At 60.9% G+C, this 12,784-nt stretch carries 13 protein-coding genes; 6 read left to right on the top strand and 7 right to left on the bottom strand.

Annotated elements, in window-relative coordinates; translation table 11 throughout:
* Nucleotides 1-267: 267 nt before the first annotated feature.
* Nucleotides 268-612, bottom strand: coding sequence for a cupin domain-containing protein (locus ACM530_RS14920; RefSeq protein ID WP_010566207.1), 345 nt, complete (start codon nucleotides 610-612; stop codon nucleotides 268-270).
* A 384-nt stretch (nucleotides 613-996) separates the two neighbouring features.
* Here ACM530_RS14920 and kynB point away from each other — a divergent pair, with 384 nt between their 5' ends.
* Both kynB and kynA read left to right on the top strand, forming a co-directional pair.
* Nucleotides 997-1,647 (top strand): arylformamidase, encoded by a 651-nt coding sequence (gene kynB, locus ACM530_RS14925; protein WP_404484972.1) that lies wholly within the window; start codon nucleotides 997-999, stop codon nucleotides 1,645-1,647.
* Nucleotides 1,644-2,501: a tryptophan 2,3-dioxygenase gene (gene kynA, locus ACM530_RS14930; RefSeq protein WP_242201155.1), complete on the top strand. Its 858-nt coding sequence runs from the start codon at nucleotides 1,644-1,646 to the stop codon at nucleotides 2,499-2,501. Before kynB ends, kynA begins: the two co-directional genes overlap by 4 nt.
* Nucleotides 2,502-2,643: 142 nt before the next feature.
* Here the strand turns inward: kynA and ACM530_RS14935 are convergent, their stop codons facing one another.
* The 4 genes from ACM530_RS14935 to antA form a co-directional block, all read right to left on the bottom strand.
* A complete protein-coding gene (locus ACM530_RS14935) occupies nucleotides 2,644-4,047 on the bottom strand; it encodes an amino acid permease (RefSeq protein ID WP_145164377.1) in 1,404 nt (467 codons plus the stop codon).
* A 71-nt stretch (nucleotides 4,048-4,118) separates the two neighbouring features.
* A complete protein-coding gene (antC, locus tag ACM530_RS14940; protein ID WP_416365052.1) occupies nucleotides 4,119-5,126 on the bottom strand; it encodes an anthranilate 1,2-dioxygenase electron transfer component AntC in 1,008 nt (335 codons plus the stop codon).
* A 245-nt stretch (nucleotides 5,127-5,371) separates the two neighbouring features.
* Entirely contained in the window at nucleotides 5,372-5,863 is a 492-nt protein-coding gene (antB, locus tag ACM530_RS14945; protein ID WP_145164372.1) for an anthranilate 1,2-dioxygenase small subunit, read from the bottom strand.
* Entirely contained in the window at nucleotides 5,863-7,254 is a 1,392-nt protein-coding gene (gene antA / locus ACM530_RS14950) for an anthranilate 1,2-dioxygenase large subunit (RefSeq protein ID WP_145164370.1), read from the bottom strand. The genes antB and antA overlap by 1 nt, the downstream gene beginning before the upstream one ends.
* A gap of 327 nt (nucleotides 7,255-7,581) precedes the next feature.
* Here antA and ACM530_RS14955 point away from each other — a divergent pair, with 327 nt between their 5' ends.
* The gene (locus ACM530_RS14955; protein WP_145164368.1) at nucleotides 7,582-8,574 is read left to right on the top strand and encodes an AraC family transcriptional regulator; all 993 of its coding nucleotides are present in this window, start codon (nucleotides 7,582-7,584) and stop codon (nucleotides 8,572-8,574) included.
* Nucleotides 8,575-8,689: 115 nt separating this feature from the next.
* Here ACM530_RS14955 and ACM530_RS14960 read toward each other — a convergent pair whose 3' ends face one another.
* Nucleotides 8,690-9,565 (bottom strand): LysR family transcriptional regulator, encoded by an 876-nt coding sequence (locus ACM530_RS14960; protein WP_242201149.1) that lies wholly within the window; start codon nucleotides 9,563-9,565, stop codon nucleotides 8,690-8,692.
* 114 nt (nucleotides 9,566-9,679) lie between these two features.
* Here ACM530_RS14960 and ACM530_RS14965 point away from each other — a divergent pair, with 114 nt between their 5' ends.
* The 3 genes from ACM530_RS14965 to catA are packed head-to-tail and all read left to right on the top strand — an operon-like array spanning nucleotide 9,680 to nucleotide 12,081.
* Nucleotides 9,680-10,807: a muconate cycloisomerase family protein gene (locus tag ACM530_RS14965; protein WP_416365053.1), complete on the top strand. Its 1,128-nt coding sequence runs from the start codon at nucleotides 9,680-9,682 to the stop codon at nucleotides 10,805-10,807.
* Nucleotides 10,808-10,819: 12 nt separating this feature from the next.
* Entirely contained in the window at nucleotides 10,820-11,110 is a 291-nt protein-coding gene (gene catC, locus ACM530_RS14970) for a muconolactone Delta-isomerase (RefSeq protein ID WP_416365054.1), read from the top strand.
* 41 nt (nucleotides 11,111-11,151) lie between these two features.
* The gene (gene catA, locus ACM530_RS14975; RefSeq protein ID WP_145164362.1) at nucleotides 11,152-12,081 is read left to right on the top strand and encodes a catechol 1,2-dioxygenase; all 930 of its coding nucleotides are present in this window, start codon (nucleotides 11,152-11,154) and stop codon (nucleotides 12,079-12,081) included.
* Between the two features lie 120 nt (nucleotides 12,082-12,201).
* Here the strand turns inward: catA and ACM530_RS14980 are convergent, their stop codons facing one another.
* Complete coding sequence (locus ACM530_RS14980; RefSeq protein ID WP_003194103.1) at nucleotides 12,202-12,675, bottom strand: Lrp/AsnC family transcriptional regulator; 474 nt, start codon at nucleotides 12,673-12,675, stop codon at nucleotides 12,202-12,204.
* Nucleotides 12,676-12,784: the final 109 nt, after the last annotated feature.

The following is a 12,784-nucleotide window of genomic DNA, read 5'->3' on the forward strand; positions in this document are numbered from 1 at the left end:
TGCCAAGCCCGCTTGCCTTAGCAAGCGGGCTTTTTATGGCCAACGGGCTTGTTGTGGCTGGCGGGCTTGTTATGGCCAACGGGCTAGTTGTGGCTGGCGGGTTTGTTGTGGCGAGCGGGCTTGCCCCGCGTTGTGCTGCGCAGCAGCCCCAATAAAGTCAACGCATTTTCCCAGTCAAACCGCAGTGCGTGGACCAGGGGCCGCTACGCAGCCCAACGCGGGGCAAGCCCGCTCGCCACAAGGAAGAAGTAGTCCGGGTTAGATCGCTCAGGCAAACACAAAATACTTACGCACCGTCTCAACCACTTCCCACGTGCCCTTCATCCCCGGCTCCACCACAAAGATATCCCCAGCCCGCAAGTGAATCGGCTCCAGGCCTTCTGGGGTGATCACGCAGTAGCCTTCCTGGAAATGGCAGTATTCCCACTTCACGTATTCCACGTACCACTTGCCCGGTGTGCAGATCCAGGTGCCCATGATTTTGCTGCCGTCTTCGCTGGTGTAGGCGTTGAGGTTGACGGTGTGCGGGTCGCCTTCGAGTTTTTCCCATTTGCAGGCATCCAGGACCGGCAGTGGGTGGGTGTCGCGCAGTACGGTGATGGGCTTGGACATGATGGCTCCGAGGCAGGGAAGGGAAAGATGCACCCTAAGGCCTCGGGCGTTGTGCCAGTGGTCTGAACTCGACATCGGGATGCCCAGAAGCGCAGGCGAATGCGATTGCTCTGACTCATGCAGTCCCTGTGGGAGCGGGCTTGCTCGCGAAAGCGGTGGGTCAGCCCGCACCTGTATTGACTGGCACACCGCCTTCGCGAGCAAGCCCGCTCCCACATTGGATCTCCAGTGTTTGAGCTACTTTGGTCAGACAAAATATTCGGGCGCCAATCCGGCATTTCCTCGCAGTAACTGCGAAAGAATTCCCGCCTGGCGCTGGAATTAGCAAGAAAATGCACGGCTGGCCCTCGTATCATTCACCCCAGAACGAGTGAGAGCCTTCAAATGAACCCAATAAAAACGTGGTGGGATATCAGCCCGCCCTTGAGCACGGCGACCCCGACCTGGCCGGGCGATACGCCGTTTCAGGAAGAGCGCGTGTGGCAGTTCGGCCCCGAGTGCCCGGTGAATGTGGGCCGCGTGACCTTTTCGCCGCACACCGGCGCGCATGTGGATGCGCCGCTGCATTACAGCGCTGGCGGCGCGCCGATCGGCGACGTGTCGCTGGACGTGTACATGGGCCCGTGCCGGGTGTTGCATTGCCTGGGCAGCGGCGCGCTGGTGCAGCCGCATCAGTTGGAAGGCCGTGTGGATAACTTGCCCGAGCGCGTGCTGCTGCGTACTTATCCACAAGCGCCGCTGACCGAATGGGATTCGAACTTCACCGCCATCGCGCCGCAAACCATCGAGCTGCTCGCCAGCCTGGGCGTGCGCCTGATCGGTATCGATACGCCGTCCCTGGACCCGCAACAGTCCAAGACCATGGATTCGCACAACGCCGTGGCCCGCCATGGCATGGCGATTCTCGAAGGCATCGTGCTCGATGACGTGCCGGAGGGCGACTATGAATTGATCGCGCTGCCGCTGCGCTTTGCCAACCTGGACGCGAGCCCGGTGCGCGCCATCCTCCGCCCGCTCAAGGAGCCCACGCGATGAGCCAATGCCCCTTTTCACCTGATTACCAGCCCCCGGAAGAATGGCACAACGCCGAGCTGAATTTTTCCGAGTCGATGAGCTACGGCGACTACCTGGACCTGGGCAAGGTCCTCAGCGCCCAGCACCCGCTGTCGCCCGACCACAACGAAATGCTCTTTATCATCCAGCACCAGACGTCCGAGCTGTGGATGAAACTGATGCTTCACGAACTCAAGGCTGCCCGCGAACACGTGCGCCTGGGCGAGTTGCCGCCGGCGTTCAAGATGCTGGCGCGGGTGTCGCGGATCTTCGATCAACTGGTGCACGCCTGGGCGGTGTTGGCGACCATGACGCCGTCGGAATACAAGGCGATTCGCCCGTTCCTGGGGCAGTCGTCGGGGTTCCAGTCGTTCCAGTACCGCGAGATCGAATTTATCCTCGGCAATAAAAGCGCGGCGCTGTTGCGGCCTCACGCGCACCGGCCGCAGTTGTTGAACGAGTTGAAAGTGGCGATTGCCACGCCGTCGCTGTATGACGAGGCGGTCAACCTGATGGCGAAAGCCGGTTTGGCGATTGACCCCAAACGCGCCGAGCGCGACCCGACGGCGGCCACGGTTCACGATGAGTCGGTGGAAGCGGCCTGGCGTGAGGTGTATCGCGACCCGAGCCGGTATTGGGATTTGTATCAGTTGGCCGAAAAATTTATCGACCTGGAGGATTCGTTCCGCCAGTGGCGCTTCAGGCATGTGACCACGGTGGAGCGGATCATCGGCTTTCAACCTGGTACGGGCGGCACCGAGGGCGTGGGGTATTTGCGCAAGATGCTCGACACGGTGCTGTTCCCCGAGTTGTGGCGAGTGCGTTCCACGCTATAAAAAAAGCCCCGGAATCCCGGGGCTTTTTCATGACCAATGCAAGCGAATGTGGGAGGGGGCTTGCCCCCGATGGCAGTGGGTCAGGCACTGCATCCGGTGTCTGACCCACCGCCGTCGCGGGCAAGCCCGGCTTCCACAGGGATCACTGTGCATTCGCTAAGGCGCTACCTTTTTTGATCCGCATCCGGTAGGCAATGTAGATAATCCCCACCCAAACCGGCATCGCATACACCGACTCACGAATGCCATCGATCGCCAGCATCACGCTGACAATCATCACCATGAACGCCAGGCACAGGTAGTTGCTGAACGGGAACCAGAAGGTCTTGAACGACGGCGTCACGCCTTGCTCGCCCATGGCCTTGCGGAACTTGATGTGAGTGATGCTGATCAGCGCCCAGTTGATCATCAGCGAGGCAACCACCAGCGCAAACAGCAACTCCAGGGCGCTCTTGGGCGCGACGTAGTTGACCACCACGCACAGCATCGTCACCAGTGCCGAAATCGCCAGGGCGCGCAGCGGCACGCCTTGTTTGTTGAGCTTCATCAGCGCTTTGGGCGCGTCGCCTTGCTCGGCCAGGCCGAACAGCATGCGGCTGTTGCAGTACACGCCGCTGTTGTACACCGACAGCGCCGCGGTCAGCACCACGAAGTTGAGGATGTGCGCGGCGGTGTCGTTACCAATCAGCGAGAAGATCTGCACAAACGGGCTGCCGCTGTAGGCATCGCCCGACGCGCCGAGGGTTTGCAGCAGTTGGTCCCACGGGTACAGCGACAGCAAGACGGTCAGGGCGCCGACGTAGAAAATCAGGATCCGGTAAACCACTTGGTTGATGGCTTTGGGGATCACTTTGCGCGGCTCGCTGGCCTCGGCGGCGGTAATGCCCACCAGCTCCAGGCCACCAAACGAGAACATGATAAAGGCCATCGACATCAACAGCCCCATGCCGCCATTGGGGAAGAACCCGCCGTGACTCCACAGGTTGCTCACCGCGGCTTGCGGGCCGCCGGTGCCGCTGAACAGCAGGTAGCAGCCGAGCACGATCATGCCGACAATTGCCACCACCTTGATGATCGCGAACCAGAACTCGGCTTCACCGAAGAACTTCACGTTCAGTGTGTTGATCAGGTTGACCGCGACGAAGAACACCAGCGCGCTGACCCAGGTCGGAATCTCCGGCCACCAGAACTGGATGTACTTGCCCACGGCGGTCAGTTCGGCCATGCCCACCAGCACGTAGAGCACCCAGTAGTTCCAGCCGGCCAGGAAGCCTGCGTAGCCGCCCCAGTATTTGTGTGCGAAGTGGCTGAAGGAGCCGGCCACCGGTTCTTCGACGATCATCTCGCCGAGCTGGCGCATGATCAGGAAGGCGATGAAGCCGGCGATCGCGTACCCCAGGATCATCGACGGGCCCGCCGACTTGAGCACCCCGGCCGAGCCGAGGAACAACCCCGTGCCAATCGCCCCTCCCAAGGCAATCAGCTGAATATGCCGGTTCTTCAGGCCACGCTTGAGGCCTACCGGGTTAACCATGTCATCCGCCATTAACATTCCCTTCTACTTGTTTTTCTCAGGGTTGATTGCACGCCGCACCCGCCCCTCAAAGTACTGAGGGGTCAGATATTACTCTGCGTAAACTTTTCGTAATACAGCTGAACGCCAACAAGTGCCTGATCCAGCAGCCATTGTTGGATGGATTCGACCATCGGAGGGGGGCCGCACACGTACATATCCGCCGATTGGTCCCGCAATTCGGCCAGGTCGAAATGCTCGGTGAGGTAACCACGCTTGCCGGGCCATTCGGGCGACGGGTCACTCAGCACTTGGGTGTAGCGAAACCCCGGGATTTTCGACGCGTAGGCTTCAATGCGTGTTGCTTCGCACAAATCCTCGGCGCCACGTACGCCGTAGTACAGGTGCACGGGCTGCTCGCAGCCGTTGGCCGCCAGTTCATCGAGCATGCCCAGCAACGCCGACAACCCGGTGCCGCCGGCCACCAGCACCAGCGGCTGGGTGACATGCCGCTGGTAAAACGCGCCCAACGGTGCTTCCATCAGCACTTCATCACCGACCTGGCAGCGCTCGCGCAGGTAGTTGCTCATGACGCCATCGGGCAGCAGGCGCACCAGAAACTGCAACTGATTGCCCGGCCGGTTGGCGAAGGAGTAAGAGCGCCAGCTGTCGGTGCCGGGCACCGACAGGCGGGCGTATTGGCCCGGCAGGAAGTCCAGTGGCGCCTCCACCTGCACGTGCAAAATGGCCGTGCTGGCCGAGACCAGCTGCACCGCGCTCACCGTGCCGCGCACCTGCACCGGCCCCGGCGCATTGCACAGGCTCGAATCGAAATCGAAGTAAAACGTTGCATCGGATTTGACCCGCGTCTGGCAGCTGAGCATTTTACGTTGCTGCAGGTCGAGGCTGGAGAGCGCTTCCTCGTCGACATAATCCTGGCTGTAGTCGCCCGACTCGCAACGGCCCTGGCAGGTGCCGCACACGCCTTCGCGGCAGTCCAGCGGGATCTTGATGCCGTTGCGCAGGGCCGCGTCCAACAGGATTTCGTTGGCGCCCACCGGGAAAAACAGGGTTTTGCCGTCGGCAAAGCTGAAGGCTACTTTGTGATTCATCCGCATAACTCCGCGTATCTGATTTGATGGCTGACGAGTGAGCTTTTGTGGCGAGCAGGCCTGCTGTGGCGAGCGGGCTTGCCCCGCGTTGGGGCGCGAAGCGGCCCCTGGTCCAGCCACTGCGGTTTGACTGAAGAAATGCGGTGACTTTAATGGGGGCCGCTTCGCAGCCCAACGCGGGGCAAGCCCGCTCGCCACAACAAGTCCGCTGGGCACAATGGGCCCGCTCGCCACACCAGGCATGGTCAAAGGTGATAAAAATCCAGCACCGAATTGATGGTGTCGTTGAGCAGCAGGGCGTGCTTGCGGGTGATCAGCCAGCTGTCGCCATGGGCTTTGAGGCTGTAGGTGGCGCTGCCATAGAACTGCTCCGACATGGCCAGCCGATAGAACAGCGTGTGCCAGTTCAACTTCACTTCCAGCAGCCCGCCGGGTTGCTCGGCGATCCGCACGTTATTGATCAGGTGCAAGGTGCGCGGCATTGGCGTGGCCGACGCCGCCTTGCCGGTGCGCAGACGGAACACGCGGTCTTCCAGGCCCGAACGGGTGGCGTAATAGATCAACGACATCTCGCGCTTGGGGTCGCGGGTGTAGACGTGTTCCGAGTCCCATTGCGGCAGGTGGAACTCACTCTGCGGGTCGAACAGCTGCACATAGGCGTCCCAGTCCTGGGCGTCGCACAGCTCGGATTTACGGTAGAAAAACTGCTCGATCTGATACTGCAATTGCGCATTCATCACTTCACCTCCCGCAGCTTCAGCGCGTGTTGGTCCAGGCCGTTAAGCAGCAAGTGCTGCCAGTTGCGGTGCTGGTTGACGTACAGGCCTTCGTGGGTGAACTCGGTGCCGGTCATCGCCGGTTGGATGCCGATGGCTTCGCTGTTCGGCGTGGGCCCGGTTTCCCAGCGGTGACTGCCGCGCGAGATATCACTCCAGCGTTCCAGGCGGCCCTGGAAACCACGCTGGGCTTCGCGAAATTCCACCAGGTCATCGGGTGTGCCCATGCCGGACACGTTGAAGAAATCCTCGAACTGGCGGATCCGGTTTTCGCGGTCGGCATCCGACTCGTTCTTCACGCCCAGGCACTGGCTGATGATTTCGGTCTTGTTCCACGCCACCGGGCGGATGATGCGCAGCTGCGAGCTGATCTGGTCGAGGAAGAACAGGCTCGGGTAGATGTTCAGGTTGCGCAGGCGGTGCATCATCCACTCGGCCTTCTGCTGGCCGTGCTCTTGCACCAGGCGCGGCATGATGGTGGCGTAGCCGGAACGCACACTTGGGTTGGGCATGTCGCTGAACAACAGGCTGTGGCCATTGTTGAAGGCGAACCAACCGTCGTCGGTGTTGGCATCGCCCGCGCCGAGTTTGCTGTAGTCCAGCGTGCTGGCGGAGCCGCTGCCGTTTTCGGTGTTCACCTGCTGGCGATGCTGCACCGTGGCCACGTAGTTGTAGTGCACGGTGCTGACGTGATAACCGTCCAGGCCGTTTTCGTTCTGCAGTTTCCAGTTGCCGTCGTAGGTGTAGGCGGATTTGCCCGGCAGCACTTCCAGCTCACCGGTGGCAGACTGCGCGACCATCATGTCGAAGAACACTTTGGCGTCGCCGAGAAAGTCCTCCAGGCTGTCGCGGCCATTCACGTCCAGGCTGATAAACACAAAGCCCTTGTAGCTTTCGATGCGGGCTTTCTTCAGGCCACGCGTGGCCTTGTCGAAGCCTTCCGGGTATTCCCCCGGCGCCTTGACCTTCACCAGCCGGCCATCGCTCTTGTAGCACCAGGCGTGGAACGGGCAAGTAAAGGTGGATTGGTTGCCTTTGCCGACGCGCGTCAGCGTGGTGCCGCGGTGCTGGCAGGCGTTGATCAGCGCATTCAGTTGGCCTTCGCCATCGCGGGTGATGATCATCGGCTGGCGCCCGGCGCGCATCGTCACGAAGTCGTGGTTATTGGCCAGTTCGCTTTCGTGGCAGGCGTAGATCCAGTTTTTTTCGAAGATCAGTTCCATCTCCAGGTCGAACAGTTGCGGCTCGGTGAACATGTCCCGGGCGATGCGGAACACGGCGTCCGCCGGGCGAAAATCCAGGCAGCTTTCGATAAACGTTTTCCACTGCTCGACGCTTCTTGCACCACTCATGGGAGGCACCTTTTTTGATAGGGGCTAATCGGTGGTTCATTAGAGGCAGCGCGGCAGGGTGCGGGCTATCCGCTTAATGGGCAGAGATGGGCCGCATAGTTGGGCGCGCATCGTTGGGCAGCAAATACCCAGTTCGGTGCAGCGAGGTGACGCGATGCGCTACTGTCATACCAAGGGAACGTCGCAAAAACCTGCGGTTTATCCACATAGTCGACCGTTGCTATCCACCCCGTTGCATTACGGGGCGCGTGGCGTAGAACTTGCTGTCGATTGTCAACGACGCGCCGCCAGAGCGCGCAACCGCCTAACCGCCGTGGGTGCACCCTGATGAGTAGCCATACACGCGAAATCCATATTCAACGCTTCGACCTGGAAGGCGCCCGCAGCTGGATGTCCGGCATTTGTGGGCCGCACCGCCTGGCGACGTCGACGCCGGAGCGCCTGCGCTTTCACCACAGCGCCAATGTGTTCAAGTCCCGCGCTACCACCTTGGGCGTGATCGAGTACGGCACGGACGTGACCATCGGCATCGAAGACGCCGAGCACTTCAGCAGCTACAGCCTGAGCCTGCCGTTGGTGGGCGAGCAGGAATTGAGCAAGAACGGCGAGCGGCTGAGTTCCAATCGCGACCAGGGCGTGATCCTGTCGCCCAACGAGCATCAGGTGCTGGCGATCTCCGGTGATTGCCGCAAATTGCAGGTGGTGATCACCCGCGCGGCGATGAGTGAATCCCTGGAAGGCTTGCTGCAACGGCCGATTGAGGCACCGCTGCGCTTTGAGTCGGTGATGGACGCGGTGGAGGGGGCTTCCGCGTCGTGGTGGCGCATGGCGCGGTATTTCATTGCCGAGCTTGAGCGCAGCAGCGAGTTGTATGAGCAGGCGGCGTTTACGCGTGACTTGGAAAGCTCGTTGATCAAAGGCTTGATCCTTGCCCAGCCGAATAACTATTCAGAAGAGCTGCGCGACGTGCTGGGCGTGAAGCTGCCGCACTACCTGATTCGTGCGCGGCAGTACATCCACGACAACGCCCGCGAGGCGGTGCATCTGGAAGACCTGGAAGCGGCTGCGGGCGTCTCGCGGTTCAAGCTGTTCGATGCGTTTCGCAAGTACTTTGCGCTGTCGCCCATGGCGTACCTGAAGAAGTACCGGTTGGGCGCGGTGCGTCAGGAAATCCTTGAGCAGGGGTCTACTCGGACCATTTCCGAAATGGCCCTGGGTTGGGGCTTTACTCACTTGGGGCGGTTTTCGGCGGAGTACCGCAAGCTGTTTGATGAATCTCCCAGCCAGACCTTGCAGCGCAAGCGCCTGCGCAGTCTCTAAACCTGATGAAGATCAAACTGTGGGAGCGGGCTTGCCTGCGATAGCGGTGGTGAATGTTCCACCGCCATCGCAGGCAAGCCCGCTCCCACAGGGGATTTGTGGTGTGCGGGAGATCTCAGATCAACTCTTCCACCAACTGCAAACAATGACTGAGCCCCGGCGACTGATCATTCACCCGTTGGCTGAGAATGATCGGCGAGGTCGCGGTGCTTTCCACAATCGGCGTGTAGCCGATATCCGCGCGGTGCAGCACTTGCACCGACGCCGGCACCAGCGTCACGCCCATGCCGGCGCCGACCAGGCCGATGGCGGTTTGCAATTCGTTGGTCCACTGCGCCACCTTGAGGCTCAGGCCGTGGGCGTCGAACAGTGCGATCACATGGTCGGCATAGCTGGGGCGCGGGTTGCCGGGGTAGAGCACAAACGGTTCGGCGGCCAATTGGGCGAGGGTCGCGGGCGCACCCAGCAGCGGGTGGCCGGCGGGCAGTACGGCGACCAGTCGATCCTCCACCAGCACACGCTGGACGATGGCCGGGTCGTCGATGCGAATGCGCCCGAAGCCCACGTCAATGCGGCCGGCTTTCAGCGCTTCGACCTGCTGCAAAGTGGTCATCTCCGACAAGCCCAATTCCAGCTCCAGCACCGCATCGTTGCGCAGCCGTCGAATCAACTCCGGCAGCACGCCGTACAAGGTCGACGGCGCAAAGCCGATGCCCAGCCAGGTCTTTTCGCCTTGGCCAATGCGGCGCGTGGTGTCGCAGACCTTGCCCAGTTGCTCGAGCAGCACATTGGCGTGTTCATAGAAAAACCGCCCGGCTGCGGTCAGCCGCAGCGGTCGGCCACGTTCAAGCAGAATCACCCCCAGTTCGTCTTCCAATTGCTGGATCTGCCGACTCAACGGCGGCTGGGCGATGTGCAGGCGTTCGGCGGCGCGGGTGAAGTTCAGCGTTTCACCCAGCACCTGGAAATAGCGCAGATGACGCAGTTCCATGGCGGCTCCTTTCATACCTTGAGGGTATTGTGCGAGACCCATTCTATATTGGAAGCCACAAAAAATACGGCACAGAATCGGCTCAAACCTATAAAGAACCCCACGGGTATAGCCATGCCGATTTGCGCCATCGAGTCGATTGAAACGGTCATCGTCGACCTCCCCACCATCCGCCCGCACAAGCTGGCAATGCACACGATGCAAAACCAGACGTTGGTGATCATCCGCCTGCGCTGCGCCGACGGCATCGAGGGCATCGGTGAGGCCACCACCATCGGCGGTCTGAGCTACGGCAACGAAAGCCCTGACAGCATCAAGGTCAACATCGACCGCCACTTCGCGCCGCTGTTGATTGGCCAGGACGCGAGCAATATCAACGCGGCCATGTTGCGCCTGGAGCGCAGCATTCGTGGCAACACCTTTGCCAAGTCCGGCATCGAAAGCGCGTTGCTCGATGCGCTGGGCAAACGGCTTGACTTGCCCGTCAGCGAACTGCTCGGTGGGCGGGTGCGGGATGCCTTGCCGGTGGCCTGGACCCTGGCCAGCGGCAACACTGCGCAGGACATTGCCGAAGCGGAAAAGATGCTCGACCTGCGCCGTCACCGCATCTTCAAATTGAAGATCGGCGCCGGTGAGGTTGGCCGCGACCTGGCCCACGTGATCGCGATCAAAAAAGCCCTGGGCGAGCGCGCCAGTGTGCGCGTTGACGTTAACCAGGCGTGGGACGAAGCCGTGGCCCTGCGTGCGTGCAAGGTGCTCGGCGACAACGGCATCGACCTGATCGAACAACCGATTTCGCGCAACAACCGCAGCGGCATGGCTCGGCTGAATCTATCGAGCCCGGCGCCGATCATGGCCGACGAGTCCATCGAGTGCGTGGAGGATGCCTTCAACCTGGCCCGCGAAGGCGCAGCCTCGGTGTTCGCGCTGAAGATCGCCAAGAACGGCGGCCCGCGCGCCGTGTTGCGCACCGCCGCCATCGCCGAAGCGGCCGGTATCGGCCTGTACGGCGGCACCATGCTCGAAGGCGGCATCGGCACCCTGGCCTCGGCGCATGCCTTCCTGACCTTGAGCAAGCTGGCGTGGGACACCGAACTGTTCGGCCCGTTGCTGCTCACCGAAGACATCCTCACCGAGCCGCCGGTGTACCGCGATTTTGCGCTGCATGTTTCCACTGCACCGGGCCTTGGCCTGGCTATCGATGAAGAGCGTCTGGCGTTCTTCCGCCGTGACAACCACTAAGAGGCGCCTGCCATGTTGTTCCACGTAAAAATGACCGTGAACCTGCCCCTGAACATGAACCCTGAGCGCGCGGCTGGCCTGAAAGCCGAAGAAAAAGCCCTGGCACAGCGCCTGCAGCAGGAGGGCAAATGGCGCCATCTGTGGCGCATCGCCGGGCATTACGCCAACTACAGCGTGTTCGACGTGGACAGCGTGCAAGACCTGCACGACCTGCTGATGCAGCTGCCGCTTTTCCCTTACATGGCCATCGAAGTGAATGCCTTGTGCCGCCACCCTTCGTCGATCCATGAGGACGACCGCTGAGCCTGTTTTGCACCCAATAATGACAAGATGAGGATTGCACCATGTCCATCCGACTTTCCCAGACTGCCCACGCCCAAGCGTTTCTCGAAGAAGCCAGCGGCAATCACAATGACGCTGGCAACCCGCGCGCCAAAGCGCTGATCTACCGGATCCTGCGCGACACGGTGAACATCATCGAAGACCTGGAAGTGACCCCGCAAGAATTCTGGAAGGCGGTCAATTACCTCAACGAGCTGGGTAAACATCAGGAGGCCGGCTTACTCGCTGCCGGCTTGGGCCTGGAGCATTACCTGGATCTGCTGATGGACGCCGCCGACGAAGAAGCCGGCAAATCCGGCGGCACGCCGCGCACCATCGAAGGCCCGCTGTATGTGGCCGGGGCGCCGCTGAGCCAATACGAAGCGCGGCTGGACGATGGCAAGGACGACGCGGTGCCGCTGTTTATGCGCGGGCAAGTGCGCGACACCGATGGCAAGCCATTGGCGGGTGCAATTGTGGATGTGTGGCAGGCCAATACCGGTGGCACCTATTCGTGGTTTGACCCGACGCAGTCGGAGTTCAACCTGCGCCGGCGCATCGAGACCGATGCTCAGGGCAACTACCGCTTTCGCAGCATCGTGCCATCCGGCTACGGCTGCCCGCCGACCGGGCCGACTCAACAGCTGCTCGACCAACTGGGTCGCCATGGGCAACGGCCGGCGCATATTCACTTCTTTATCTCGGCGCCGGGGCATCGGCATTTGACCACCCAGATCAACCTGTCGGACGACCCGTACCTGCACGATGACTTTGCCTATGCGACACGGGATGAGTTGATTGCGGAGATTCGCTTCAGTGACGATCAGCAACTCGCGCGGGAGTTTGGCGTGGAAGGGCGCTTTGCGCAGATTGATTTTGACTTTGAGCTGCAACGGGCTGATGCGCCGGTAGAGCAGAAACGCATGCAACGCGTGCGCGCCCTAGAAGACTAAATACGGACAAAAATGTGGGAGCTGGCTTGCCTGCGATGGCATCAACTCGGTGTATCTGATGCACCGAGGTGTCTGCATCGCAGGCAAGCCAGCTCCCACATTTGAATTGAGGTGTTGTTGCTATTTGCGCAGGACTAAGTCCAACACCTCATCCCGATCCTTGATCTTCTGCAACACAATCTCCGAGCGAATATCCATCACCCCCGCCGTGCGGTTCAGGTGGTTCACGATAAAGTCCGAAAAGTGCTTCAAATTCCGCGCCTGCACCCGCAACACATAGTTGCTCGCGCCGGTAATCACGTACGCGCTGGCCACTTCCGGCCAGCCTTGCACCTTTTTGATAAACGTCTCGTGCCAATCCTCCACGTCCTGGCGCAAGGACAGGTGCACGATGGCTTCCAGCTCGATTCCCAGCTGCTCGGCATTCAGCACCGCGCGGTAGCCGCTGATGATTCCCTCGCTCTCGAGCAGGCGCAAACGGCGCAGGCAGGCGGAGGGCGACAGGGCGACTTTTTCGGCCAGTTCCTGGTTGCTGATGCGGCCATCCTGTTGCAGAAAATGCAGGAGGCGCAGGTCGGTGGCGTCGAGAATCATGCTTAGAATAAATCCGCGTGTTTTGGGGTTAAATTCGAATTTCCTACAGCTTAATTAGCCTGTTACCCACCACTTTGCACGAAAATTCTCTAAAGCTTCGTTCATTATT

The sequence above is a fragment of the Pseudomonas sp. NFX183 genome, assembly GCF_047943075.1.
GTDB lineage: Bacteria > Pseudomonadota > Gammaproteobacteria > Pseudomonadales > Pseudomonadaceae > Aquipseudomonas.

Excerpts from the sequence above, each read along its gene's own strand:
- kynA (WP_242201155.1), top strand. The coding sequence starts at position 1,644 with ATGAGCCAATGCCCCTTTTCACCTGATTACCAGCCCCCGGAAGAATGG.
- ACM530_RS14935 (WP_145164377.1), bottom strand. The coding sequence starts at position 4,047 with ATGGCGGATGACATGGTTAACCCGGTAGGCCTCAAGCGTGGCCTGAAG.
- antC (WP_416365052.1), bottom strand. The coding sequence starts at position 5,126 with ATGAATCACAAAGTAGCCTTCAGCTTTGCCGACGGCAAAACCCTGTTT.
- ACM530_RS14960 (WP_242201149.1), bottom strand. The coding sequence starts at position 9,565 with ATGGAACTGCGTCATCTGCGCTATTTCCAGGTGCTGGGTGAAACGCTG.
- antB (WP_145164372.1), bottom strand. The coding sequence starts at position 5,863 with ATGAATGCGCAATTGCAGTATCAGATCGAGCAGTTTTTCTACCGTAAA.
- kynB (WP_404484972.1), top strand. The coding sequence starts at position 997 with ATGAACCCAATAAAAACGTGGTGGGATATCAGCCCGCCCTTGAGCACG.
- ACM530_RS14965 (WP_416365053.1), top strand. The coding sequence starts at position 9,680 with ATGCCGATTTGCGCCATCGAGTCGATTGAAACGGTCATCGTCGACCTC.
- ACM530_RS14980 (WP_003194103.1), bottom strand. The coding sequence starts at position 12,675 with ATGATTCTCGACGCCACCGACCTGCGCCTCCTGCATTTTCTGCAACAG.
- ACM530_RS14920 (WP_010566207.1), bottom strand. The coding sequence starts at position 612 with ATGTCCAAGCCCATCACCGTACTGCGCGACACCCACCCACTGCCGGTC.
- ACM530_RS14955 (WP_145164368.1), top strand. The coding sequence starts at position 7,582 with ATGAGTAGCCATACACGCGAAATCCATATTCAACGCTTCGACCTGGAA.
- antA (WP_145164370.1), bottom strand. The coding sequence starts at position 7,254 with ATGAGTGGTGCAAGAAGCGTCGAGCAGTGGAAAACGTTTATCGAAAGC.
- catA (WP_145164362.1), top strand. The coding sequence starts at position 11,152 with ATGTCCATCCGACTTTCCCAGACTGCCCACGCCCAAGCGTTTCTCGAA.
- catC (WP_416365054.1), top strand. The coding sequence starts at position 10,820 with ATGTTGTTCCACGTAAAAATGACCGTGAACCTGCCCCTGAACATGAAC.